We start from the raw sequence: 26906 nt of genomic DNA on the forward strand, positions 1-26906 counted from the left end.
AAAAAGGCTGCTCACAGGAGCGGCCTTTTTACATCGTGCCCATGAAAGCCTTTAGCCCCGCCAGCGCAGCAAAGACTTCTCTGCCCGCCCAATTAGCCAGCTCACGCAAAGGCCCAGCACAGAAAGCATAGCTACACCGGCAATCAGCTGGTCTGTTGCAAAAAGTGAACCTGCCATCAGCACATAAGCGCCAATGCCGTATTCTGCACCAATCATTTCAGCAGCAACCAACAAAATGATCGCTATGGAGGCTGAAATGCGTGTACCGGACAGAATTGCAGGGAGTGCGCCCGGCAGGATGATTTTCCAAACAATCGACGTCCATTTCATCCCGAACGACTGACCCATGCGGACCAAACCACGGTCCACATTGTCCACGCCGCCATAAGTCGCGATCACAGTGGGGAAGAAGGTACCAAACAAGATCGTGGCAACCTTTGAGCCTTCACCAATTCCAAACCAGATGATGAACAGCGGCAACAACGCGATCTTGGGTATGGGGAAGAAAGCAGAGGTCAGCGGCAACAAGCTGGACCGCGCCATGGAGAAGAGGCCGATCATCAGGCCAACAAAGATGCCAAGTGCTGTTCCAACGCTCCAACCTAAGATGAGGCGATACAAACTGGCACTCAAATGCTGCCAAAGACTACCGGAATTATACAGGTCTATGAAGGCATCAAGCGCTTCAGAAGGCGCAGGCAGAACAAGGTTGCTGATGATGCCATTGCGCGACCCAAACTCCCAGAACGCGACCAGCACAAAGAAAACCAGCGGTGCGACAAAGCGAACAGGTTGAGGTTTAAACCCACCACCACGAAACGGAACTTTTTTGCGTGGAACAGGTGTCTTCGTCACCACGGGTGTATCCTTAGACATCGACATTGGAAAGCTCCCTGTCAGCGGCAAGAGCCTCTTCGCGCATCATATGCCAGAGATTATGCTGGACCTCTTCAAGTTCAGCAGCACGGCTTGCACGTTCGTTCAGCGGTATATCGATAGAAACAATCGCACGAATTTTACCGGGCCTGCGGGACAGGACAATTACTTTGTGCCCAAGGCGTACGGCTTCCGCCAGATTATGCGTCACATAACAAGCTGAGAATTTTTCCCGGCTCCATAATTCAACCAGATCATCCATCAGCAGCTCGCGGGTCTGGCTATCCAATGCAGAAAGCGGCTCATCCATCAACAAAAAGGCAGGGCTTACCGCGAGCGCACGCGCAATAGCCACCCGTTGCTTCATGCCACCGGAAAGTTGGCGCGGCAGAGCATCATGGAATTCAGAAAGGTTGGTACGAGCCAAAACATCCTGAATAATCTCCTCACTGCGCGCTTTGCCAAGGCCATGATCTTCCAGCACCAGCGAGATGTTACCGGCAACAGAGCGCCAGGGCAGCAACGCAAAATCCTGAAAGATGTAGGTGAGGGGATTGAGAGAATTTTTGGGAGGTTCGCCCGCAATGTAAACGGCACCCTCTTCAGGTTGTTCCAATCCGCCCATTAAACGGAGAAGAGTGGATTTACCACAGCCGGAAGGGCCGATGATCACTGCGATCTCACCGGGCTCAAACACCAGAGAAATGTCTTTTAGAACCTCAACAGAGCCATAGGAATGGCAGAGGTTTTCTATAGAAATCTGCATTTAATCCAACCGGATTGCATGGGGAAGGCATTGCCCGAGAGGTTCGGGCAATGCGGAAGATTGGATTAGAGTGTTTCGACGAACTTTGTGTCAACAAGCTTGTCCAGCGTTACACCAGTGGGAACCAGATTTTCGCTTCTGAACCACTTCAGCTGATCCTCAATGCTTGCCATATTCAGCGCAGCACCTGCGTTCAGGCGCATAGCACCATTGCGGATAGAGGGAGCTGCTTTTTCAAAGGGACGATCAGCATAAACGTATTTGTGAATGAGTTTCACCATGTCTTCAGCTGCCGCATCACCTGCTGTTTTGTCAACAAGAGCTGCATTGAAATCTGCAACACCTTTTGAGTAAGCAGAAAGGAAAGTCTTCACCAGCTCAGGATTGTCTGTGGTGTTTTTGGTAGAGGTGAAGACCGTCGTGACCTGATAGTTTGGCACGTAGTCAGAAACTCTGCCGATCACTTCAATTTGAGGAGATTTGGAAAGACCTTTGGCAATGTGCGGTACAATGGACCACGCATCAATCTGACCGCTCTTGAGCGCACCAATAACCGCGCCAACCTTCTGGAGTGGACGGATCTTGATGTCTTTACGATCAAATCCTTCCTTATCAGCGATCTTGTGCGCCACGTAATGGAAGGAAGAACCAGCTGTCGTCACACCAAAGCTGTGACCCTTCAAATCCGCAGGGGATTTCATGCCAGCATCAAAGGCGGTTTTCGAGGCCAGAATCATCTGGCCATCAATGCCTTCTTCTTCCTGCAAAGCGCCGCCGATAACTTTCACAGCGCCTTTGTCTGCAAGGCTGATGAGACCGCCGGAAATTGCAGTCAACCCAAAGTCAACATCGCCAGAAGCGATCGCCATTGCTATAGGCTGTGCAGCTTGGAAGAACTTAAATTCTACTTCCAGACCAGCGTCTTTGAAATAACCTTTTTCAAATGCAACAAAGTTTGCAGCGTGAGACGTGAACCGCAGTGCACCCACTGTGATTTTCTCTGCTGCCAAAGCTGAAGAGGCAAATGTTCCGGTCAGAACCGTTGCACCCATCAAAACACCGCTTAAAATACCGCGTACTTTCATATCCATCCCCTCAAAACACCGGCAAACTATAAACTCACCAGCTTTTCATTCAATCTCGCGTAGATAAGTCTTTTACCGCAACCAAAGCCATTTCTGTCTTGCAATATTCTCAATGTTAACCTGCCTGCAAAAACACTGTGAGACCTGTTGTGCTCAAAAATGTGATTTTGGCGCCATATTGTGTCGTCACGGTGGTTTTTACTTACAAACGTGGATATTCCGCAAAAAGAAAGGCCAGAGTAGCTTTTGTCACTCTGGCCTCCCTATACGACTGATTGCTGAGTGAAACTAACTCAGAAGCTTATGTGTGGGCCTTTGCAATCAGCTTTGTCATCACATTCTCAATGATCTTGTGACCCGCATCCTGATCTAAAGACATGATAGATTCGGGATGGAACTGAACGGCACTGATTGGCTCACTCTTATGCTCAATTGCCATGATCACCCCGTCTTTGGTTTCTGAAGTCACCTCAAAACAATCTGGTAAGACATCTCGCTTTGCGAACAAGGAGTGGTAACGACCTACCGTAACAGGAGAGGCGAGGCCATCAAACAAGACCGAATTTGGATTGAAGGAAACCAGCGAAGGTTTACCATGCACTGGTACATCGAGCTGACCCAGCTCACCACCAAAGGCTTCCGTAAGAGCTTGAAGGCCCAGACACACACCAAACAGCGGTAGTTTGCGAGCACGAGCGCGTTCAATAGTTGCCTTGCAGTCAAAATCTGTCGGAGAACCCGGCCCCGGTGACAATACCACCAGATCAGGCAGCACACGGTCAAACACCTCATCAAGCACAGGACTGCGATAGGTCACAACCTCTGCCCCTGTTTGGCGGAAGTAGTTCGCCAGCGTATGCACAAAGCTGTCTTCATGGTCCACGAGCAGGATTTTCTTACCCTTACCCAGCTTGGCTTTTGGGGCTTGTTCGTCGGATTTTTGCGCAAGGCCAGCTTCCCGAATAGCCGTAATCATAGCCGATGCCTTCAGTTCGGTCTCGGCCTCTTCATCCTCGGGAACGCTATCATAAAGCAGCGTAGCCCCCGCACGGATCTGCGCCACTCCATCTTTGATGCGCACAGTACGAAGGGTCAGGCCCGTGTTCATGTCGCCGTTGAACAGCACAGCACCAATTGCACCGCCATACCATGCACGCGGGCTGCGCTCATGGTCCTCAATAAACTGCATAGCCCACCGCTTAGGTGCGCCGGTAACGGTCACAGCCCATGTATGAGACAGGAAGGCATCCAGCGCATCCTTGCCGTCCAAAAGTGTACCTTCAATGTGGTCAACCGTATGGATCAATCGGGAATACATCTCGATCTGGCGACGACCAATCACACGCACAGATTCCGGCACACAAATGCGGCTCTTATCGTTGCGGTCTACGTCAGAACACATGGTCAGCTCGGCTTCATCCTTGGCAGAATTCAGTAGCTTGCGGATCTGTGCTTCATCCTCAATCGCGTTTTTTCCACGGCGAATGGTGCCAGAGATCGGGCAAGTCTCAACCCGGCGACCACCCGTAATGCGAACATACATTTCTGGTGAAGCTCCAACCAAGTATTCGGAATGACCTAGGTTGATGAAGAAGGAATAAGGTGATGGATTGATCTGTTGCAATCGTCGGGAAACAGCGGACGGCGGATTGGTACAAGCCTCATAAAAAACTTGCCCAGGAACAGTCTCAAACAGATCACCGCGTTTGAAGTAATCTACCGCAGAGCGCACCAGATCAGCGTATTCACCCGGCTCATGGTCACCGCGTGCCGGTGTGCCCTCTGCTGCTTTGTAAGGTGTTTCCTCGCCATCACGAGGCAGGCCATCTGTGGTCTTTGTGTTGACCTCAAAATCGTATTCCAGCACATGGGCTTTGCGGCCATAGTGGTCAACAATCAAGATTTCATCCGGCAGAAACAGCACCATGTCCCGCTGGTCATCAGGACGGTCAAGCTTCTGGTTGATCGGCTCAAACTGGAACGTCAGATCATAACCAAAAGCGCCATAGAGGCCCAACTGATCATCATCACAAGAAAACAGATCAACCAACGCCCGTACAACTGAAAATGTGGAGGGTTGACGGGACCGTTCTTCCTCGGAAAAAGCGCGATCCGGTGTCTTGATTGTCAGGTCAATGCGATAATCATCGGCCTTGAACTCTGCAATATCTTCATGACCTTCAAGCGCATCCGTGACCGCTGGCATCAAAACTTTGCCGCGTTCATTCAAGGCTTGAATGGTGATCTTCCGGTCATTGGATTCCACCAGCAAAGGTGGGTTGACCAAGGCCATATCCCAACGGGTATAACGCCCCGGATATTCGTAGGAGGAAGAAAGAACGGCACCGCGCTGACGGTCCAGCCGGTCCATCCATTCGCTCGTACCAGCAGCATAATCAGCAACTCGGCTTTTGCGGCGGATCGTAATGCCGCCTTTGCTCTTATATGTCCGTTCTGCCGTGATCGGCATAGTCAATCCTCCGGGTCGTGTGCACCAAAATTCCGATGTTTGCGAGGCGTCAGATACAACAAAGCCGCCTGCGAGGAACGCGGCGGCTTGGATATTACAGGTCTGCAAGACATGCGTGATCAGCCACCGTTAACGGCGCCACCAACACTGCATATTTTGAGAGTGCATAGTCATCATGGCAGTTTCTTATCGCAACGAGAGGGGAGGTGCAACTGCTGAAAACAAATTGCACCCATTCCTCTTGCTTAGTTACAAGCGTGCTGGATCAAACGATCAAGGAAACCGTCACATTTATCCAGTTCAGATTTTTTGATGTACTCATCTGGCTTGTGCGCCTGTTCAATGGAACCTGGACCACAAACAACAGTTGGAACTTTGAGGATTTCCTGAACAAGCCCGGCTTCCGTGCCATACGCAACCTTTGCATGGTCATTTCGACCAGCCAGCTTCTTAGCCAGCACAGTTACATCTGCTTCAACTTCAGTGTCGAGGCCGGGAATCTCGGAGTAAGGCACAAATTCGATATTAGCCTTATCGTAGACCTTGCGCATTTCTGGCAACAGCTCTTCAAAGCCATAACGCTTAATCTCGTCCATACACGTCTGCAGGCTTTCTGTCGGCAGAACGCGGAATTCAAAGATAACTTCACAGTGCTCCGGCACGATGTTGAGCGCAGTCCCACCGCTCATCACGCCAGTATGGGCCGTGGAGTAAGGCAGATCGAACAGCTCGTCGCTTGGGCCAGCGGCCAGCTCACGCGCCATCTCTTCCAGCTTGGCAACAAGGCGTGCACCGTAATGAACGGCATTGACGCCCTGCGGAGCAAGGGAGGAGTGGCAGGAAAGTCCGGTAAAGATCGCCCGGTAAGAGGCTTTGGATTTGTGAGCAACAACAACCTGCATGTCAGTTGGTTCACCAACAAAACAAGCTTCTGCTTTAAAGCCTTCACCCGCAAGTTTGCGAAGAACGGGCTGAACACCGGTACAACCGGTTTCTTCATCGTATGAAAACATAAGATGAAACGGCTTGTTCAAAGGGGCTTTTAATATGTCAGGCACTTTGGCCAGCGAACAGGCAACAAAGCCCTTCATGTCACAGGAGCCACGCCCGTAAAGCAAGCCGTCTTCCTCACGTAGTGTGAAAGGATCTGTGGTCCAGTTTTGTCCTGCAACAGGCACAACATCAGTGTGGCCGGAAAGAATGTAACCGTTATCACCAGAGCCGCCAATCGTGGCAAACAAGCTCGCCTTCTCGCCGCTCTCATCGTAAAGCAGGGAAGAAGAGACACCCAGATCACTCAGGTACTCTTCCACCCACTTGATGAGAGGGAGATTTGATTTTGCGCTGACTGTGTCAAAGCTAACCAGCTTTGCAAGGACGTCTTGGCTCGTCATTGTCATGGGAAATTCTTTCGAAAAATCAGATTCGTGAAGTCCGACTATAGAAAGAGAATTCCATAAGGAAAAGTACGTTTACGAGCTTTCGTTGATATGACGTTGCGTTGTTTCGTCTTGTCCCCACAGCCATGCCGCACCGCGGACCCCGGAACTGTCTCCGTGTTTGGCTTTGCGAATGTCAAAGTCATAGCCATCTGAGAAAATGTAGGGCTTCATTGCCGCAGGAAGATCACGGTAGACTTCCTCCACATTGGACATGCCGCCAGCAAGCACGAAACAATCTGGATCAAGAATATTCGCAGCCATTGCCATCGCACGGCCAAGACGGCTTACATAGCGACGATAACTTGCGCTCGCGTCTTCATCCCCAGCGCGCATCAATTCAATGATCTCACGGCCTTTGAGCTTTTTGCCCGTTGCGTTCTCATAATCCCACTGGAAGCCGGTGCCAGAGCACAAAAGATCAATGGTGCCGTGGTGGCCTGTCCAGTTGAGAGGGCCGGGAAACTCACCGTCCTGCAACCAAGGCACAGTCACGTTGCCCCATTCACCTCCGATGCCATTGGCACCTTTGTGAGGACGACCATTGATTGCAATGCCGGAACCACAGCCAGTCCCAATAATGATACCATGAACGACACCACAGCCTGCGCCTGCGCCATCAATGGACTCAGAAACAGCCATGCAGTTCGCATCGTTTTGAATGCGCACTTCGCGGCCCAAAGCTTCAGAAAGATCTTTGTCCAGCGGTTTACCGTTCATCCATATAGAATTGGCATTTTTAACCAGACCGGTGCTGGGTGAAATTGATCCTGGAATACCAATACCAACAGTACCAACCTGCCCTGTTGCAGCTTCGGCATCTGCGACAAGACCCACAACCGCTTCTATACAGCCTTCGTAATCATTGTTTGGGGTCGGAACACGTTTGCGAAAGAGCTCTACACCTTCATTAGAAAGTGCGAGAAGTTCAATTTTAGTGCCACCCCAGTCAAGTCCAATACGCATGTCTCTGAAAATACTCCCATATCAAGCTTTGATGCTTGTCATCCTCTTGCCGCAAATATTACATAACTCAGCTGCGATGCACAGGTATCATCGCTCCTCGACGCATTAACCCGGAAAGAGCAACAGTAAATTAGCGTGCAATTTAAGCCTCAGGCAATTGCGCTCAATGCGTACCTTTAGAATTATTTTCTTCGTTTTTGCGGCGACGCAGCGCTTCATTCAGATCCGGTGCTGCAGAAACCAATGTGCGTGTGTAAGGATGCTTAGGTGCTGCAAACACCTCAGCCGTTGGCCCTTCTTCAACAATACGACCGGCGTTCATCACAATCACACGGTCGGTAATGGCCTGCACAACAGAAAGGTCGTGCGAGATAAACAGGTAAGCCATGCCAAGACGGTCACGTAAATCAGCAAACAAATCCAGTATTTGAGCGCGAATAGAGACGTCCAACGCTGAGACGGGTTCATCTGCCACAATGAGACTGGGACTCGTCACCAGCGCACGCGCAATGGCAATACGTTGTCGTTGCCCGCCAGAAAACTCGTGCGGATACTTACTAGCATCCGCTGTAGACAGTCCAACGCTCTCCAAAACCTCATGAACCCGCTTCTCACGCTGCTCACTACTGAGTTCCCGCCTCATCAGGTGAAGAGGTTCTCCAACCGTTCGACCAACTTTGTGGCGTGGATCAAAACTTCCATATGGGTCCTGAAAAACGGCCTGGATGCCGAGTTGTAAATCTTGGCGCTCTTTACGCGTGACAGAATAGGGGTCTTTGCCCAGAAACTGAATGCTGCCGGAATTGGGTTGCGTTAGTCCCAGAATAGCTCTTGCTAATGTGGATTTACCACAGCCGCTCTCACCCACAAGACCCATGCTTTGCCGAGGTGCGATGTTGAATGATACACGCTGAACTGCTTTGTGCCACTGACGGCGGTTGAAAATACTGGCGCGCGGCATCGGGTACTTACGAACTACATTACTCACTTTTAGTAGTGGTTGAGCAATTTCATCGACTGGCTCCTTGCGGCGCACCGGAACGTGGTTCGAGGCTTCAAACAGCCGTTTGGAATAAGGGTGAGACAGGTTCTCGAACAACCGGCGTGTTGGCCCACGCTCAACAATGACACCGTCTTTCATGATCGCCACATTGTCCGCCATTTCTGCGACAACAGCAAGGTCGTGAGAGATGAGCAAGAGTGCCATCTGTTCTTTGCGAACAATGTCTTTCAGCAAGTTTAATATTTGCGCCTGAATAGTCACATCAAGTGCGGTGGTTGGCTCATCTGCAATAAGGATCTGCGGCTTACAGGCAATTGCAATCGCAATAACGACACGTTGGCGCTGCCCGCCCGAAAGCTGGTGCGGGAAACGTTTCAGCAGCTCATATTCCAAGCCAAGTCCAACACGCTGGAGCACATCAATTGTCTGCTCCATAGCTTCCTTGCGGGAGAGCTTGAGATGCCAGCGCAACCCTTCAGAAACCTGATCCCCGATGGTGCGGGTCGGATTGAGTGCAGTCAGCGGCTCCTGAAACACCATAGAGATGTCGTTACCCCGAACACGGGTCATATGTTTGTCAGATGCACCCGTCAGGTTATTGCCATCAAACAACAATTCACCAATTTGGTTAGCCCCTTCTGGAAGTAACTGCATGGCCGCGAGCGCACTCATGGATTTTCCGGAGCCACTTTCTCCCACAAGGCCCAGTATCTGGCCTTTTTCAAGAGTGAAGCTCACGTTGCGCAATATGGCTTTTTTATTAATTGAGATGCACAGATCTCTGGCTGTGAAGACCGGCATTAAGCAACCCTCCGCCGCATTTTAGGATCAAGCAAATCGCGCAATCCATCACCAAGCAGATTGAACCCGAGTACGGAAAAAATGATTGCAAGACCCGGATAAAGCGCCAGTTGCGGTGCAAAGGCCACCATAGTTTGTGCCTCAAAGAGCATACGACCCCAACTCGCCATGGGAGGCTGCGTGCCAAGACCGAGATAGGACAACCCAGCCTCGGATAAAATGGCGAGTGACAGTTGAATGGTTGCCTGAACGATCAACAGGTTCGCAATGTTGGGAATGACATGCTCAAGTGTAATCAAAAAGGAGTTTTTCCCAGAAAGACGTGCAGCCAGCAGAAACTCACGCCCGGAAATACTCATGGCTCCGCCACGAGCGACCCGGGCAAAGACAGGAATATTGAAAATACCGATGGCAAGGATTGCATTGATTGTGCCCGGACCAAAAATCGCGGTGATGAGAACAGCAGACAAAAGCGAAGGAAAAGCGAAGATCAGATCGGTTGTCCGCATCACCAACTCTTCCAATAGTCCACGCTTCGCAGCTGCCAGCAAGCCAAGTGGAACACCAATAAGCATGCCAATGCTAACCGCGATCAGAGCAACGATAATGGACGTTCTGGCTCCAATCATCAGCATAGAGAAAATACCTCTGCCGTATTGGTCTGTTCCAAACCAGAAGTCACTGCTGGAGGGTTTTAGTCTGTTTGCAACGTTCAGAACGTCAATTGCATGCGGGGTCCAGAACAGCGACAAAACGCCTGCAATCAGGATAAGGCTTGCAAAAAAAGATCCTATAATGAAAGAGCGGCTGTGAAGCGCTTTTCTCCAAATGGAGACTTCATCGTAGTTTGTGGAGGTGGAATATTTAGCTAACTCGTCGTTCATGTGGGTTGTCTCAGTCTTGGGTCGATAGCTGCATAAGCAAGATCCACGAGGAATGTCACAGCAATGGTGATTGCTACTAAGAGCATCACACCACTTTTCACAACGATGAGATCTCGTTGCGTGATTCCCTGGAATATCAGCCGACCTAGACCGGGTAAGTAAAATGCGTTTTCGATAATGACTGTTCCAGCAATTAGGAATGAAAACTGCAAACCCATAATTGTCAGCACAGGGATGAGCGCATTACGGACACCATGGCGCCAGAGCGTTGCTTTGTTCGAAAGACCTTTTGCACGCGCGGTGCGAATGTAATCTTCGTGCAAGACGTCCAACAAGGAAGAACGCATGATCCGAGCCAGAATACTGGCTTGAGGCAAGGCAAGCGCGACAACCGGTAACAGCAAAGCTTGCAACGACCCAAAGAAGCTGGTCTCCCATCCGGGAAAGCCGCCGGATGGTAATACACGCAGGACAATCGCAAACACGTAAACCAACAGAATGGCAATCCAGAAATTGGGAATGGCAATGCCAATTTGAGCAAGTGACATGATGCCGGTGTCAACCGCGCGACCATGATAGCGAGCAGAGTAAACCCCTATGGGAATTGCAATGAGCGTTGAAAGTACTAAAGCGCCGGACGCAAGCGGGAGACTGACTTGAACCCGCTCGTAGATCAGTTCAGATACAGGTACAGAATAGGTGTAGCTAATTCCGAAGTCGCCATGAAACATGCCGATTACCCATTGGAAATAGCGGGTCGCAATGGGGGCATCAAGACCGAGCTCAGCACGCAAGGCTGCAAGCGTGTCAGCCTGAGCGTTGAGACCAAGCATGACTTCAGCCGGATCACCGGGAAGAACCTCTAACACAAGGAAGATGACAAGGCTCGCAGCGAACAGAGTTGTCAAAAGACCAAGAAGGCGAAGGAACGCGAACCAAAACATTCGACAAATCCGCTATGCCGATCAGGCCAGAACAGTGCAGGCCATAGGCAACAAAAAGTGTGAGAAGTACTGTTCGTACAGCTACAAAAACTTAAATTCGCTTAAACTAAATGCCTTAAAATAGCAATTGTGAAGGACTGCCAAGGCGGTCGCAGCAGCAGCCCCTGTGTATATATCTATGTGCAATCACTAGGTATTTTTAGTTATTTTCCCAATATACCTGTGATAAATCATTGGCTGGAGTTGGGGAGTTTAACCAAAGACCTTTTACATTGCTGTCCCAAACGCCGGTTTTTGCAAGTTGGAACAGGTAGACGTTGACCGCATCCTCAGAGATGATTTGTTGCGCTTGTTTTAACAACTCATACCTCTTTGCTTCTCCTGCTGTTTGGTTCAGTTCAGCAATCAATTTCTTGAAAGGCTCGCTCTTATAGTTGAAATAATATTGGTCTCTTGCGTATATGCCAATATCCATAGGTTCAACATGAGATACGATTGTAAAGTCGTAGTTGGTCTCTTTGAAGACTTCGGAAAGCCACTGCGCCCACTCAATTGGCACTATCTGTAGATCAATGCCAATCTTCTTCAGATCAGATGCAATCAACTCGCCGCCGCGACGGGCATATGTGGGCGGAGGAAGTTTTAATGTTGCTTTGAAGCCATCCGGATATCCAGCTTTTGTGAGTAACTCTTTGGCCTTGGCAGGATCATAAGGGTATAATCCCGTCAGATCGTTGTAAGCAGGGTGGTGCGGTGCAAAGTGCGTTCCGATTGGAGTTCCCAGTCCAAACATGGCTCCATCAATTATCGCTTGTTTGTCAATCGCGAGAGAAATAGCTTGACGAACCATTTTGTTCTTTAATGGCCCGCGCATGTTGTTCATAGCAAGGATGGTTTCACCTTCTGAAGTGCCAATTGCGACTTCAAAGCGTGGGTCCATTTCAAACTGAGCAATTGTTTCTGGTGCTGAGAAGCCCGGGAATGCATCCAGATCACCGGAAATTATAGCGGCAAAGGCAGCATTCGGGTCAGAGATGAACCGGAAGGCCGCTTTTTCTAACTTTGGTTGGTCACCCCAATACTCATCAAAGCGAGAGATGCGGATTTCTTGCCCCTTCAACCAACGGTCAAACTTGAAAGGCCCGGTGCCAATTGGTTTGGTCTTGTTGGTATCCGCAGAAGCTGGGGAAACGATCACAGCATCGCCCCACGCTAAGTTGTAAGCAAGATTGCCACTTGGTGCGCTGAGCACAATGTTGATGGTTTGCGGGTCGACAACAATAACCTTAGAGATATTGGCAAACAACGGCTTTTGCGCGTTCACACTGTTGTCTGCACGCGCACGGTCCAGTGAGAATTTTACATCTGCTGCCGAAAATGGAGAGCCGTCATGAAACGTGACACCGGTTTGTAAATGGAACAGGTAGGACAGCCCATCTTCGCTAGACTCCCATGACTTGGCGAGCGACGGTAAGACGCCTCCATCAGGCCCAATGCGTGTCAGGCCTTGATAAATGTTCTGATAAACCACTTCATCGATCGCGGCGGCAGCCCCAGCTGTTGCATCAAGATGCGGAGGCTCCAGCACCATACCAAGCGAGAGAGAGGATTTAGCCTCGGCAGATCCGTTAACACCTGTAAGTGCAACAAGAACGAGGGCCGCGCCTCCAGCAAGGCAAAGCAGCCGACCTTTTAATGACTTTGCATGCATTCCGTTCCGTCCTTGTTTTAAGAGTGCACGTGATCCGACAGTGTTCTTTTGACTGGCATTGCATCTGGCTCTGTTAGAAGAGAGTAGGCGGCGAGCGCCATAACCTTAGCGCTGTCGACAAGATCTTCAATTCCAACAAACTCGTCCGGTCTGTGCGCCATTTCAAGTATACCCGGGCCATACGCGATACAGTCTTGTAAATGGCCCAATCGTGTGATGTGCTTTTGATCATACGTACCCGGTGAAACAACATATGAAGCATCTTTGTGAAGCACGGCTTTTATTCCCTGTGCGACTGCTTGCGCAACTGCAGAGTCTTTTTCAGCCATCACGGGCAGAACTTCAAGCAGATCCTTAAGTTCGTATTCAAAGTTCCTACGTGTTTTACGCAGTTTCTCCAATATTTCAACCACCTCCGCCTTTACCTCTTCAAGTGACTCTTCAATAAGGAAGCGTCGGTCAAGGATTATACGGCAACTGTCGGCAACACAGGCAGAGGGTAAACCAGCATGGCCTTCCTCCTGCCCACCGTGCAGCGAGTTGATATTTAAAGTTGAAGACCGTGCGCCCGGTGGAATAACAGGCATTTGTGTCTGCTTTTTGCTTAACGCAGGGTAGAGTTCATCTTCCAACACACTCAGGAATGCGCTCATATGTCGTATGGCGCTATCCCCAAGAAAAGGCATGGAACCGTGGGCAATGGATCCGCGTGTTTCAATCTCGCTCCACCAAACACCTCTGTGGCCGAGGCAGATCTGATCTTTGTGAAGAGGTTCGGGAATAATAACATGGTCAACGCGTGGTTTGGAGAAATAGCCCCGCTCTGCCAGATAGGCGACACCGCCTAACCCGCCTGATTCCTCATCAACAGTGCCCGATATCTCAAGAGCACCACAGAAATCAGGGTAACATTCGATCAAGGCTTCTACTGCGATGATTGAAGCGGCAAGGCCACCTTTCATATCGCAGGAGCCACGACCGAATATTTTGCCATCTTTGATCTCTCCGCCAAACGGATCAACGGTCCACCCGTGTCCCACTTCAACAACATCAATATGGGAGTTGAAATGAACGCAAGGGCCGGGGCCTTTCCCCTCATACCTACAAATGACATTGATGCGAGGATATTTATCTGTGTCACCCGGCGCACGCTCGCCCCGCACATATTCAACGCTAAAGCCTTTACGTGAGAGGCGTTGACCAATGTATTGCGCGCAGGGTTGATACGCTTCACCCGGAGGATTAATGGTGGGAAAGGCAATTAGGTCTTGAGTAAGAGCTATTAGGTCCTGCAATTTACTCTCAACACGCTGCGTTAATTCGCGCCGCATACTCCCCCCAATTTAAATGCTTAAATGAACAAAGGAGTATGGTGGCGACTATAAATACAGCTGTGTACCCCCTAAAAATAAGGGGCATTTGGGGTGAGATGCTGTCTGTGGGAATGTGTGGAACACTGAAACTCCACGTGTTTTCAGGGTTTGTGCCAGCCGTAACTGAGTCTACCAATACCTTTAGTCTTTGTTTTGAAATGATCCTGAATATATGAGTAGCGATATTATGACCAAAATCACTCCTGTGATTCTGTCGGGTGGGTTTGGATCTCGCCTCTGGCCTTTGTCTCGCAGAGAGCGACCCAAGCAATTTTTGCCTATTTTCTCCGGGCAAAGCCTTTTCCAAAAAACATGCGAACGGGTCAGCTCAGATCTGTTTCGCCCGCCTCTGATCATTTCCAATCAGGATCATCGCTTCCTGATCGGCGAGCAAATGGCAGAGCTTGGCATCGATCCGCAGGCCATCGTTCTGGAGCCGTGTGGACGCAATACCGCAGCTCCAGCTGCTCTTGCAGCTCTCATGGCATTGGAAAGTGATGGGAACGCTTTGGTTCTGCTGCTGCCTTCAGATCATTTGATTGCGGATGATGGCGAGTTTATGTGCGCAGTAGAGGCCGCCAGAACAGCAGCTGAAAGCGGCAAAATCGTCACTTTTGGAATTGAGCCAAGCGATCCCAACACCGGGTACGGTTACATTAAGCTCTGCGATGGAGCAGAGCCGGTTCGTAAAGTGGAGAGGTTTGTCGAAAAGCCGGATTTAGCAACCGCTCAAACGTTTTTGGCAAACGGTAATTATCTCTGGAATGCCGGTATCTTTATGTATTCTGCCGCTACCATGCGCGATGCCTTCTTAAAACACGCACCGGATATTTGGGAAAATGTGGAAGCTGCCCATAAAAACGCACGCAAAGATTTGGACTTTCTCCGTTTGGATGAAGACGCATTTTCCCAAGTGCGCAGCATCTCCTTTGATTATGCCATTATGGAAAAGGAAGAGGATGTCGCTTGCGTCCCAACTGATCCCGGCTGGAGTGATCTGGGCTCATGGCCTGCAATTTGGGAGTCTATGGAAAAGAATGATGAGGGTAACTCCACTTTAGGAGAGGCCATCTTCGAACAGTCCAAAAATTGCCTCGTTTATTCTGAAGATGCACTCGTCAGCGTCGTTGGGTTGGAAGACGTGATGATCGTCAATACCAAGGATGCCCTTCTTGTTGCTGCAAAAGACAAAGCTCAGGATGTAAAGAAGATCGTTGAGCAACTGGATAAAGCCAACCGCCCTGAGACTGTACAACACCGGCGGGTATACCGGCCTTGGGGGTGGAGCGAGCGGATTTCAGAGGGTGAACGGTTCCGTGTTCAGTCAATGCTGATAAAGCCGGGCAAAGGCCTGACGTTACAACGCCACATCCACCGCGCAGAGCACTGGATAGTGGTCAGCGGAACGTTGGAAGTGACCATTGATGGAAAAGACGAGCTGATCTCGGAAAACCAGTCTGTCTTTGTTCCTCTCGGCGCACGGCACAAGATACAAAATCCGGGTAAAATCCCGGTTCGTATGATCGAAGTTCAGTCCGGCGCATATATTGCCGAGGACGACGTCCTACGGGTGTAGAAACCACTTTAGTAAATCCGCTTTGATTGAGAGTTTTATCTGAATTGAAACGTGGTTTGATAAAAGCTTCATCTCTGCTGTGTATCAGCAGTGCATGAGGTTTATGCAGGAGAAGATATGTCAGTTAAACCGGTCTCTCAGCTCACACCAAATACGTTGGCTTATGAAACGACACCGCTGGTCAAACCCACCGGTTTTCGCGAGTATGATGCACGCTGGCTCTTTGAAGAAGAGATTAACCTCATGGGCATTCAAGCTCTGGGGGAAGGGCTTGGCACACTTATTCATGAATTGGGTGTCCGTCCTGAGATCGTCACCGGTCATGACTATCGCGGCTATTCCTCATCCATCAAGATGACGCTCATCACCGGCTTGATGTCTGCAGGCATTAAAGTGCATGATATCGGCCTCGCCATGTCTCCAATGGCTTACTACGCCCAGTTCGATCTGGACGTACCATGTGTGGCAATGGTGACAGCCTCTCACAATGACAACGGCTGGACAGGCGTGAAGATGGGTGCAAACCGCCCACTGACATTCGGTCCAGAAGAAATGGGCCGCCTGAAAGAAATCGTTCTGGGCGGAGCCAGCAATTTGCGTGGTGGCGGAGCCTACAAATACCATCCTGACTTGGCAGACCGATACATAGCTGACCTGGCTGAGCGCGAAAAATTGAAACGCCCAATCAGAGCTGTTGTGGCATGTGGCAATGGTACGGCAGGCGCATTTGCGCCGCGTATTTTAGAAGCGATCGGCGTGGATGTTATTCCGCTGGATTGCGAGCTGGACCACACATTCCCGAATTACAATCCGAATCCAGAAGACATGAAGATGCTTCATGCCATTCGCGATAAAGTGCTGGAAACCGGCGCCGAAGTTGGCCTTGGCTTTGATGGCGATGGCGACCGCTGCGGTGTGGTTGATAATGAAGGGGAAGAGATCTTCGCAGATAAAGTCGGCGTCATGCTGGCCCGCGATATCTCCGCACTCCACCCAGAAAGTCAGTTCGTTGTTGATGTGAAATCAACCGGCCTCTACCACACAGATCCTGTGTTGAAGGCGAACGGTGCAAAGACGGATTACTTCAAAACCGGACACTCTTACATCAAACGCCGCGTAGCCGAGCTTGGTGCTGTTGCTGGCTTTGAAAAGTCGGGACATTACTTCTTCAACCCACCAATCGGTCGTGGTTATGATGATGGTGTGGTTTCAGCAATTGCTATTCTGGATATGATGGATCGCAATGCGGATAAGACCATGGCGGACCTACGCCGGGATCTTCCTAAAACATGGGGGTCGCCAACAATGGCGGCCAAATGTGCAGATGAGATCAAATACGATGTGGTTGATCGTGTTGTTGCCAGGTTCAAAGCGATGCATGCGGCAGGCGAAAAAGTCTCCGGCCACGACATCGCTGATCTGATCACCGTGAACGGCGTTCGTGTTGTTTGCGAAGATGGCACATGGGGCCTTGTCCGCGCATCCTCCAACAAACCGGAACTGGTAGTTGTGGTGGAAAGCCCAATCTCAGAGGCTCGCCTTCACGAGATGTTCAAGGCAATGGATGCAGTGCTCCATGAGAACTCAGAGGTTGGCGACTACAACCAAATGCTACCTGAACTCGCCTGATCACCATCACGAGATTTAGCTCAAAAGCGTCGGCCGTGTGCTGGCGCTTTTTTATATGCACCTGCAGGTATTTCTGGGCGGGAAAAATTTGGGGACGGGGCAAAATTTGAGGGAGAGGGCGAAACGTGGATCGCCGTTTAACAGCTATAAAATTCACACCTGCTGATCCGGTTGACGCCAAATTGACACGGGTGAAGGACCAGATCCTCTTAGTTGCCTGCAAAGTAGATCAGATCGACAAAATATCGACGCATGGGAGCTCCATGTGGAGCAGGTAAGGCTAGGATCTCATCAAAAAGGCGGACCTCGCTGTCACAGAGCTGCTCATCTGTTGGGTCTGCTGCGAAAACACGGCTAAGGGACTCCATGGAACAAACCTTCATCAGGGTCTCAAACCCGTCATTTGCAGGGAGGTAGAGGTCTGCATTGAAGGATGATTTCGGATTGCTGTCACTCGTTGTGACCTTCTTCTCGATTGTTTGACCTGTGAAAGCGACCCGTACACCGTCTTTAGCTGCTCGAATTCTAGCAGCAGCCAGCATCTCCAACAGAGCCTGCTCCTCCGCATTACTTTCGGCTTCAACCTGCTTGAGCTTGTCAGGCAGCAGGTGAGTTGCCCCAGAATATTCCTGAGCACAAACGAGCGGGTCAGTTGCAACCATCAGCTTGCGGGTCAGAGTGCGTTTCGCCTTCAAAACCTCAATGATGTCCTTATCTGCGGAATATTTCAGCAATGGGCGATAGGTGTGTAATCCACGATAATCCAGTTCTGTTGAAAGGCGGAGGTCATCTGCGCTGGGCAGTGTTTCATGAACACGCTCTGCCGCAAAACTTGTAATCGATAAATAACTGGCGAAATCTGAATTGGTCAGCGCTGAAGCACCACCCAGAACCATCAACGGAACGCAAACGTATTTAACAAACTTACCAATCATTTTGAGGTGCCCATTTGAAACAGGAAGTTAAGGAGAGATCCTCCAAATTATAGCTTATCAAACATAATTATTATAATGATATGCGGAAATATAACTGTTTTGCAGTAGCTTAGTTGTGGTTTCTAAATAACTCTTTTTCTTGCTTCACCAGATCACTGATGAAGTCAGAAACCGTTTTAATGCGCCGTAAATGCCGGGCGCTCTCATGGGTGACAAGATAGTAGCTTCGGGAAATACGCCGATGCGGTAGCACTGGAACAAAGTCATCACTCCCGTCCGCAATAAACCCGTGAAGGATCCCGATCCCACTTCCCGCACGCACAGCCTCAGTTTGTCCAAGCGCACTTGCGCACTCAAGACGGGATTGCCAATCCTTTGCAAACTCTGCGGAATAGTTGAGGGAAGGGGCGAAAATCAGATCATCGACATACCCAATCAGTCGGTGCTGTTTCAGCGCCTCTTCTGTCTCAGGTAGCCCATAACGCTCCACATAAGCGTGGGAGGCATAAAGACCGAGGGAGTAATCCGTCAGCTTTCGGCTCACCAATCGGCCATGTTCAGGTTGTCCTACAGTGACTGCCAGATCAGCCTCGCGCTTGGAGAGCGAAAACGCGCGGTGCAATGGCACCAGTTGCAAGGTCAGATCAGGATAACGCTCGTTCAACCTCCCTAGGCGGGGAGCGAGGAACGCAACCCCGAAGCCATCAGGAGCACCAATCCGTACTGCACCAGAAAGTTCAACATCTGTTCCACCAATCTCCGCACGCGCCGAAAGCATCTCGGTTTCCATGGACTCGGCAAATTCAAAGAAACGCTCGCCTTCACTGGTCAAAACACAGCCCGTTGTTCGGCGGTCAATCAACTTGGCTTGCAGGGCAGATTCCAGCGAGGAGATACGGCGGGCAACAGTGGCATGGTTCAAACCAAGGCGCTGGGCTGCTCCCAAAATCTGGCCAGAACGGGCAACCGCCAAAAATACTCTTGCATCATCCCAGTTCATGGTTTTTGATCTCCCCATTCTTGACGTAGCGCAGAATTGGTTATTCAATTTTCGCACAACGGTTTCGATTATTATCTCATTGATATGCGAAAAATATAGTTCATGCTAGGGCCATAGAGAAATTTGCTCATAGGTCGATTATGCATCGTCATACGAGCCGGAAAATCAAAATCGCTTAAGGGAGAACACCATCGTGGAAGAGATTGGTCATTTTATCAACGGCAAGCGCGTAGCAGGCAAGTCCGGCCGCTTTGGTGAAGTCTTCAACCCTGCAACGGGCGAAGTTCAGGCGAAAGTTGCGCTGGCAACTGCTGATGAACTGCGTGAAGCAGTAGAAATCGCAGAAAAAGCACAGCATGCATGGGGCGCAACCAACCCACAGCGCCGTGCCCGCGTTATGATGAAGTTCGTAGGCCTCCTGAACCGCGACATGGACAAGCTGGCAGAAACACTCTCCCGCGAACATGGTAAAACCATTCCCGATGCAAAAGGCGACGTCATCCGTGGTCTGGAAGTTGCTGAATTCTGCATCGGCGCACCGCACCTGATGAAGGGCGAGTACACCGAAGGCGCTGGACCAGGCATCGACATGTATTCCATGCGTCAGCCGCTTGGCGTTGTTGCTGGTATCACACCATTCAACTTCCCAGCGATGATCCCGATGTGGAAATTCTGTGTGGCTCTGGCTGCTGGTAACGCCTTCATCCTCAAACCATCCGAGCGCAACCCATCTGTACCGATCATGCTTGCTGAACTGATGCTTGAAGCTGGTCTGCCTGCAGGTGTTCTGAACGTTGTAAACGGCGACAAAGAATCTGTAGACGCTATCCTTGATGATCCAATCATCCAGGCTATTGGCTTTGTTGGCTCTACTGCAATTGCTGAATACGTTTACACCCGTGGTTGTGCCAACGGTAAGCGCGTACAGTGCTTCGGCGGCGCGAAAAACCACATGATCATCATGCCGGATGCGGATCTCGATCTGGCAGCAGACGCTCTGATCGGTGCTGGTTACGGCGCTGCTGGCGAACGTTGTATGGCGATCTCCGTAGCTGTTCCAGTTGGCGATGAAACTGCCGATCGTTTGATCGAAAAGCTTGCTCCACGCGTTGAAGGTCTGAAAGTTGGCCCTTACACAGCTGGTAACGATGTAGACTTCGGTCCAGTCATCACCGCACAGGCACTGCAGCGCATCAAAGGCCTTGTTGCCTCTGGTGTAGAGCAGGGCGCAAAACTTGTTGTTGATGGTCGTGATTTCAATCTGCAGGGGTATGAAAACGGCAACTTCATGGGCGGCTGTTTGTTCGATAACGTGACCAGAGACATGGACATCTACAAAGAAGAAATTTTTGGTCCTGTTCTTTCCGTGGTTCGTGCAAAAACCTATGAAGAAGCAATCGACCTGCCAATGAGCCACGAATACGGCAATGGTACCGCGATTTACACACGTGACGGTGATACTGCACGTGACTTCGCAAGCCGCATCAACATCGGCATGATTGGCGTGAATGTGCCGATCCCTGTGCCGCTTGCCTACCACTCTTTCGGTGGCTGGAAGCGGTCCGCATTTGGTGATCTGAACCAGCACGGCACAGACGGTTTCAAATTCTACACCCGTACCAAAACGGTTACAGCTCGCTGGCCTTCAGGTGTTAAAGAAGGTGCAGAATTCTCCATCCCAACCATGGACTAAGGGACTGAGATCTAGTTTTTTGAAAAAGGCGCTCTTCGGGGCGCCTTTTTTTGTTTCTTACAAGCGGCTACCAATCGGGTAGGCACAAGGGACAGCACCAACTGCACGGCAGGGTTGAAAATAACCGATTTCGCTGCTTGTTCCATCCTCCCACATCAGTTGAATGGCAAGTGCTTGCACCGTTCCACCTGGAAATTCGATCACATAAGGCTTGTGAATGCCTTGAGCTTCCAAGCGAAATGGATATTCAGGATCACATGCAGGAACTGGCATAGTTTTATCAAGATCCTTGGAATCAATGGAATACTTGATCTCTTTGAGCCTGCAACGCAGTGACATAATCGGAGAAAAATCGATAATTTGTCTGCCATCCAGCGCTTGAAACGTGATCCAGCCTTCGGGCTCAAGATCACTCGCCATGGTTTTGAACATTTCAAGCGGGGGAATCATGTCATCACGTTTCCCCGTAAATCCCTCTTTCTCAGAGGCAGATGCGGAAAAAACAACGGCAAGGCTACTTACGGCAATCAAGCCCGAGAAGATAAGGGAGCGTAACATCAAGGGTTCTCTCCTTTTTTATCGTTCTGCAGCAATATCAATCGGTTAGATTGAGTGGCGCTGGGTTATTCAAGAGAACAAGATGAACCTAGCGGCAAGCGGTTAAGATTCCCGAAAATCTGGGATACACTGAAGTAAATTGACTTTTGTCGTGGCATATCTTCGGTAAAACCCCTTAATACAACGGTAAGGCAAGGGGCCCGTGAGGGCAGAATGATCACCGGAACCAAGTACCTGTGCGCTTATGTCCCATACAATTGAGTGGTCTTCGCCTCTGAGTTTCTTGCGAATTACTAAAAGAATACAGTAATTCTAACTAGTATGTTGCACGAGTGGATCGGACGGTTCGGGACCTCTGCACCCGCAAGTGCCAGTAGCTGAAGAGGTTCTTCGGAAATTGGCAACTGATTATAGGCAGAATGCCCCGGCGAAGAGGGAACCGGTTTAACGGAATGACTGAAAATCTAGCAGACGTCACAGAGTTATCTGATGCAGATGTTGCGGAGGCAAGTACCTCCGGCAAGAAACGTGGCCGCAAAAAGTCAGCGGGTCAGGTGTGGTTGCAAGAAGCTGTTCGCCCGGAAATGAAACTGGTGAAACGCGGTGCCATGTTGCAAGGGGCCTCGGAGATCATGTGGGTCCCACAGGCGGCTTTGCTTGCATTGGCTATCGCAGGGCTGATTGATCCCCATGGTCCGGGTCTTGATCCGTTTTACGCAACTCTCTCTATTTTGATAATTGCCGTGATCCGCCATGTTCTGCGGGTCAAAGGTGGTGAGATTGCTGTTCGCGCAGCCTCCAAGGCGCGCCACAGGCTGGAAACCAGCTTGTTGAGCAACCTGACAGATCTCTCCCCATCCCACGAACTCCCCGCAAGTGGTAAGATCGCCTCCATCGCAGTGGAACATATTCAGGCCATTGGCCCGTACCTTGGCCGCTTCCTTCCAATTCAGGCGCGCCTTTCTCTCGTGCCTCTCGTTTTACTCACATCAGTTGCTTATGTCAGCTGGTTTGCGGCGCTTTGCCTGCTGTTGTTCGGCCCGCTGGTTCCGGTTTTCATGGCGATTGTCGGTATTCGCGCCAAGAAAGCCAGCGAGCGCCAACTTGGTGTGTTAGCTGATATGAGCGGTGTTCTGCTGGACCGTCTCAGAGGTTTGGAAACTCTGCGCCTGTTCGGGGCGGTGAAACGCTCGGAAGACGATATCCGCAAGCTCGGAGGAGAGTTCCGTCTCTCCACCATGCGTGTGCTGCGCATCGCGTTCCTTTCCAGCACTGCGTTGGAACTGTTCAGCGCCGCTGCCATTGCAATCACTGCGATCTATGTGGGCTTCTCGCTGCTGGGCGATTGGAGCTTTGGGGCTTACGGCTCTCCGCTCACGCTGGCCGGCGGCCTGTTTATGCTGATGATCGTACCGGAATACTTTGCGCCTTTGCGTGCGTACGCTGCCGCTTATCATGACCGTGCTGCTGGCATGGCTGCTGCTGATCATATCGTTGAACTGCAAAAACAACTGGAAAACGACAACAAACACGAGATCATTGGCACTGGTCTTGATGTGGTGCCGCTGCCTGTCTCTGGCGCGCTCATGATCAAAAATCTACATGTCACTCGTGGTCGCCGCACCATCCTCTCTGATGTCTCTTTGAGCATCAGTGAGCCGGAGCTTGTTGTTGTCAAAGGCCCAAGTGGGACAGGTAAATCCACTCTGATGGATTGCATTCTTGGCTTCCTGCCAGCAGAGCAGGGGCAAATCTCCTATGGCGGGCTACCGCTGTCCTCCTACGGCCTGACCAACTGGCAACAATCCATTTCCGTGCTCTCTCAAAATCCTGAACTGTTCCACGGCACGCTGCGCGCAAACCTGCGCCGTGCAGACAAAAACGCGGATGATGCTCAGCTGATAGACGCGCTGAAACTGGCAGCTGTTGATGAGCTACTCGTCAAAATTCCCAATGGTCTCTCCGGGCAAATCGGTGAAGATGGCAAAGGCCTGTCGCTTGGCGAACGTCGTCGTTTCGCGCTGGCAAGAGCTGCTCTGCGTACAGATGCAAGACTGATCATCGCTGACGAACCAACAGCCGATCTGGATGGCGTGACCGCACAAAAGGTTGTCGCAGCTCTCAAAAAACTGGCCCACAACAAGCCGGTTCTGGTCGCAACCCATGACCCACGCGTGGTCAGCTCCGCCGATCGCGTGCTGACGCTGAAAGACGGTGTTCTGATCGAACTGAACGAATGCGAAGGAGAACAGCAATGAGATCGTCCCTCCGCATCATCTGGCTTTTACAAAAAGAAGAACCGCTTGCCTTCTGGGGCGGTCTGGTCCTCGCCTTCCTCCCAGCCGCAGCAGGCATAGCGCTGTTGGCGGTCTCGGGTTATTTCATCACAGCAACCGCATTGGCTGGTCTTTCCGGGGGCGCAATCGCCTTCAACACCAGCTCCGCAGCTGGCAGCATCCGCCTCTATGCATCCGTCCGCATTTTTGGTCGTTACATTGAGCGCGTCATCACCCATGACGCGACCTTCCGTTTTCTCGCCAACCTGCGCTCCGGTGTGTTCCGAGGGCTTGTTGCCCGCGAAAGCAACGGAACCTTGAGCCAGCGCTCTGCAACAGCACTTTCCCGCGTGGTGAGTGATGTGGATCAGCTGGACGGCCTGTTCCTGCGCCTTGTAGTGCCTCTCGCATCTGCGGCCATCATCACAGGCCTGACACTGGTAATCCTCTGGCAATACTCGCCAGTAGCATCCATCGCTCTGGGCGCTATTCAGGCTGCTGGCCTGACCGTTTTGGCCAAATCAGGCGGTCACCGCAAAAAAGCACAGGCTCGCAAGCTCAATGCCGCTCGGGATGCGCTGCGTGTGCGTGTTTCTGATCTGGTTCGGGGTCGTCGTGATCTATCCGTCTTTGGCGGACTGGAACAACAACGCGCCGCTGCGCTGAAAGCTGTGGACCAGCTGGATGAAGCGCAAGAGCAGAGCGAACTGACAGACATGCGCAATCAGGCCGTCATCAGCACCATGAGTCAGGTGATGGTTGCGGTAACCTTCCTGTTTGCAGCCTATGCCTACCGGCAAGGCCAGATGGAACTGAAACACATTGCCCTGTTTGCCTTTGTAGCCATGGCACTGCCGGAGCTTCTGGTCTCGCTTGCCAACAGCGCAGGTAGCTGGAGCAAAATGTCAGGCGCTGCGGATCGCGTTCGCTCGCTACTGACTGTTGGGCAGGACAGTGAGGCGCTGCAAAACGCCAGAAGCAATTCAGAAACACCTGTGTTTGAAGCTGGCAAAGACGCCCTGCATCTTAAGAATATCGATTTCGCCTACACGCCCAAAGCGGCTCCAATCCTAAGCGGTGTGGATTTGGTTCTGCCAACAGGAAGCCGCACAGTGGTGATTGGTCCCAGCGGAGCTGGTAAATCCACGCTGGCAGCCATCGTTGCCCGCCTGCAAACGCCTCAAAACGGCTCTATCCAGATCGGCGGCGTCAATCTACCGGACCTAGCGGAAGATAAACTGCGCGCCGCACTAACAGTTGTTGGCCAGCGCACACAGATCTTCCACAGCACCATTGCTGACAACCTGCGGGTTGCACGAGAAGACGCGAGCGATGATGAACTCTGGGAAGCTTTGGACCATGCTGGCCTGAAAAAACTGGTCGAGAGCCGAAACGAAAAGCTGGAAACTCATCTGGGGGAAGGTGGTCTTGGCCTGTCTGGCGGCGAAGGTCGACGTCTGGCGCTCGCCCGTGCTTACCTGCGCAACCCGGAAATCTGGATTGCCGATGAGCTGACCGAAGGTCTGGACCACGCAACAGCTGATACGGTTCTGACCTCGTTCCGCGCAATGACACGCGGCAAGACCGTATTGATGGTGTCCCATCGTGCCAGCGAACTAGCCTGTGCTGACCGCGTTCTGGTCTTGGAAGACGGCAAGCTAAGCGAAGTCGCGCTGCCGCTGTCTGACGAGATCAAAGGCCGCTTGCGCGACGATTAAGCTATTCTGCATGATTATAAAAAAAGAGCGCAGTCCTCGATGAGAGGGCCGCGCTCTTTTTCGATAATTAGGCTGCCAATTGGTGACCGGATTTCTCGTGGTCAGAGCCATCATTATTGTAAAGGCCACCAAAACGGTTGGCGAGAAAGTCCGCCAAGCTGATGCTTTCTTGCGTCACAAAGCCTTTTGCCTGCAGCTTTCCAGTCATCATCAGATCCAGCGTGGCACAGATGCTGGCCGCTGTTGTAATCTGAATGCCGCTCCAATGTTTGCCATGGATCTCGCGATCATTGACCACATGGGAGAAGGATTTCTGCTGGAAGCGACCATCCTTCATGCCAGTTGCGGTGATGAAGATGAGAACGCGGTCCTGCATAGTGGCAGGAATGGCGTCTTCCATCACTTCCTTCAGGAGCTCCCGTTTGTTGATGAAACCAAGATCGTTCAGCAACAACTCCATGATGTCTTTATGACCCGGATAGCGGATGGAAAGATAACGCAGGCTCTGCACTTTGCCTTTCAAGGTTTCAGACAAAGACCCCAATCCGCCGGATGTGTTGAAAGCTTCATAGTCAACACCGTCCAGAGAGAAGTTCTGCAAGCCAGCCAACGGAGAGACCGTTGTCAGTTCGCCGTTTTCAATAGCAAGGCATGGATTACAATATTCATTGATCAACCCGTCCGTTGACCACGTGAGATTGTATTTCAATTTATTGGTTGGGTAACGAGGCAATGCCCCCACACGCAAATGTAGGTCTTCTAGACGATCAAACTGCTGCGCAAGGTCGTGTCCGGCAATGGAAACAAAACCGGGAGCAAGACCACACTGCGGGGCAAACGCTTTACTAGCGCCTTTGGCGATGCGCTCAACTTCAGCCGTGCTTGCCACATCCTCGGTCAAGTCAAGGTAATGACAATCCGCATCCCGTGCAGCCTGTGCAATCACAGGTGTCAGGAAGAATGGCGCAGCTGAAATGACAGCATCACATCCTTTTAGCGCTGCGGTTAGTTTACCAAGGTCGCTCACGTCCAGCGCCTCGGTGGTGACATGCGGCACGTCCAATGTAGAAAGTGCATCCACACTCTGGTCTAAAACCTTGATCTGGTAATCACCAGAGCCTTGTAACAATGCGGCGATCATTCCGCCGATCTTACCTGCGCCTACCACTGCAACATGATGTCGGTTCATATAAGCCCCTCCAG

The 26906-nt window shown here is 51.1% G+C and carries 20 protein-coding genes; 5 read left to right on the forward strand and 15 right to left on the reverse strand.

Annotation, left to right across the window (positions count from 1 at the left end):
* Nucleotides 1-51: 51 nt before the first annotated feature.
* From BLS62_RS08985 to BLS62_RS09035, 11 genes are all read right to left on the reverse strand, one after another.
* Nucleotides 52-876 carry an ABC transporter permease gene (locus tag BLS62_RS08985; protein WP_093179584.1) on the reverse strand — a complete coding sequence of 275 codons (825 nt, stop codon included), beginning with the start codon at nucleotides 874-876 and terminating at the stop codon, nucleotides 52-54.
* Complete coding sequence (locus BLS62_RS08990; protein WP_093179587.1) at nucleotides 869-1642, reverse strand: ABC transporter ATP-binding protein; 774 nt, start codon at nucleotides 1640-1642, stop codon at nucleotides 869-871. The genes BLS62_RS08985 and BLS62_RS08990 overlap by 8 nt, the downstream gene beginning before the upstream one ends.
* Before the next feature lie 65 nt (nucleotides 1643-1707).
* The gene (locus BLS62_RS08995) at nucleotides 1708-2727 is read right to left on the reverse strand and encodes an ABC transporter substrate-binding protein (protein ID WP_093179590.1); all 1020 of its coding nucleotides are present in this window, start codon (nucleotides 2725-2727) and stop codon (nucleotides 1708-1710) included.
* A gap of 301 nt (nucleotides 2728-3028) precedes the next feature.
* Complete coding sequence (locus BLS62_RS09000) at nucleotides 3029-5197, reverse strand: anthranilate synthase (RefSeq protein WP_093179593.1); 2169 nt, start codon at nucleotides 5195-5197, stop codon at nucleotides 3029-3031.
* Nucleotides 5198-5442: 245 nt separating this feature from the next.
* A complete protein-coding gene (gene argE, locus BLS62_RS09005) occupies nucleotides 5443-6597 on the reverse strand; it encodes an acetylornithine deacetylase (RefSeq protein ID WP_093179596.1) in 1155 nt (384 codons plus the stop codon).
* Between the two features lie 72 nt (nucleotides 6598-6669).
* Nucleotides 6670-7602: an ROK family protein gene (locus tag BLS62_RS09010; protein WP_093179600.1), complete on the reverse strand. Its 933-nt coding sequence runs from the start codon at nucleotides 7600-7602 to the stop codon at nucleotides 6670-6672.
* 163 nt (nucleotides 7603-7765) lie between these two features.
* Complete coding sequence (locus BLS62_RS09015; RefSeq protein WP_093179604.1) at nucleotides 7766-9406, reverse strand: ABC transporter ATP-binding protein; 1641 nt, start codon at nucleotides 9404-9406, stop codon at nucleotides 7766-7768.
* The gene (locus BLS62_RS09020) at nucleotides 9406-10290 is read right to left on the reverse strand and encodes an ABC transporter permease (protein WP_093179607.1); all 885 of its coding nucleotides are present in this window, start codon (nucleotides 10288-10290) and stop codon (nucleotides 9406-9408) included. Before BLS62_RS09020 ends, BLS62_RS09015 begins: the two co-directional genes overlap by 1 nt.
* Entirely contained in the window at nucleotides 10287-11234 is a 948-nt protein-coding gene (locus BLS62_RS09025; protein WP_093179610.1) for an ABC transporter permease, read from the reverse strand. The genes BLS62_RS09020 and BLS62_RS09025 overlap by 4 nt, the downstream gene beginning before the upstream one ends.
* Nucleotides 11235-11433: 199 nt before the next feature.
* Entirely contained in the window at nucleotides 11434-12945 is a 1512-nt protein-coding gene (locus BLS62_RS09030) for an ABC transporter substrate-binding protein (protein WP_093179614.1), read from the reverse strand.
* Between the two features lie 17 nt (nucleotides 12946-12962).
* Nucleotides 12963-14276, reverse strand: a complete 1314-nt coding sequence (locus BLS62_RS09035; RefSeq protein ID WP_093179617.1) for an acetylornithine deacetylase/succinyl-diaminopimelate desuccinylase family protein — start codon at nucleotides 14274-14276, stop codon at nucleotides 12963-12965.
* Between the two features lie 229 nt (nucleotides 14277-14505).
* Between BLS62_RS09035 and BLS62_RS09040 the strand changes: the two genes are divergently transcribed.
* Entirely contained in the window at nucleotides 14506-15894 is a 1389-nt protein-coding gene (locus tag BLS62_RS09040; RefSeq protein WP_093179620.1) for a mannose-1-phosphate guanylyltransferase/mannose-6-phosphate isomerase, read from the forward strand.
* A gap of 117 nt (nucleotides 15895-16011) precedes the next feature.
* Nucleotides 16012-17523, forward strand: coding sequence for a phosphomannomutase/phosphoglucomutase (locus BLS62_RS09045; protein WP_093179623.1), 1512 nt, complete (start codon nucleotides 16012-16014; stop codon nucleotides 17521-17523).
* A gap of 209 nt (nucleotides 17524-17732) precedes the next feature.
* On the opposite strand, the gene BLS62_RS09050 is transcribed toward BLS62_RS09045, so the two are convergent.
* Together BLS62_RS09050 and BLS62_RS09055 are read right to left on the reverse strand one after the other, a co-directional pair.
* Entirely contained in the window at nucleotides 17733-18458 is a 726-nt protein-coding gene (locus tag BLS62_RS09050; RefSeq protein ID WP_093179627.1) for a hypothetical protein, read from the reverse strand.
* A 109-nt stretch (nucleotides 18459-18567) separates the two neighbouring features.
* Nucleotides 18568-19458, reverse strand: coding sequence for a LysR family transcriptional regulator (locus BLS62_RS09055; protein WP_093179631.1), 891 nt, complete (start codon nucleotides 19456-19458; stop codon nucleotides 18568-18570).
* A gap of 193 nt (nucleotides 19459-19651) precedes the next feature.
* On the opposite strand from BLS62_RS09055, the gene BLS62_RS09060 reads away from it, so the two are divergent.
* Nucleotides 19652-21151: a CoA-acylating methylmalonate-semialdehyde dehydrogenase gene (locus BLS62_RS09060; RefSeq protein ID WP_093179633.1), complete on the forward strand. Its 1500-nt coding sequence runs from the start codon at nucleotides 19652-19654 to the stop codon at nucleotides 21149-21151.
* Nucleotides 21152-21208: 57 nt separating this feature from the next.
* On the opposite strand, the gene BLS62_RS09065 is transcribed toward BLS62_RS09060, so the two are convergent.
* Nucleotides 21209-21709 carry a hypothetical protein gene (locus BLS62_RS09065; protein ID WP_208990771.1) on the reverse strand — a complete coding sequence of 167 codons (501 nt, stop codon included), beginning with the start codon at nucleotides 21707-21709 and terminating at the stop codon, nucleotides 21209-21211.
* 452 nt (nucleotides 21710-22161) lie between these two features.
* On the opposite strand from BLS62_RS09065, the gene cydD reads away from it, so the two are divergent.
* A complete protein-coding gene (gene cydD / locus BLS62_RS09070; RefSeq protein ID WP_093179636.1) occupies nucleotides 22162-23967 on the forward strand; it encodes a thiol reductant ABC exporter subunit CydD in 1806 nt (601 codons plus the stop codon).
* The gene (gene cydC / locus BLS62_RS09075; protein WP_093179638.1) at nucleotides 23964-25703 is read left to right on the forward strand and encodes a thiol reductant ABC exporter subunit CydC; all 1740 of its coding nucleotides are present in this window, start codon (nucleotides 23964-23966) and stop codon (nucleotides 25701-25703) included. The genes cydD and cydC overlap by 4 nt, the downstream gene beginning before the upstream one ends.
* Before the next feature lie 67 nt (nucleotides 25704-25770).
* Here cydC and BLS62_RS09080 read toward each other — a convergent pair whose 3' ends face one another.
* Nucleotides 25771-26892, reverse strand: coding sequence for a saccharopine dehydrogenase family protein (locus BLS62_RS09080; protein ID WP_093179641.1), 1122 nt, complete (start codon nucleotides 26890-26892; stop codon nucleotides 25771-25773).
* Nucleotides 26893-26906 lie beyond the last annotated feature (14 nt).

It is taken from the genome of Pseudovibrio sp. Tun.PSC04-5.I4, from assembly GCF_900104145.1.
Lineage (GTDB): Bacteria > Pseudomonadota > Alphaproteobacteria > Rhizobiales > Stappiaceae > Pseudovibrio.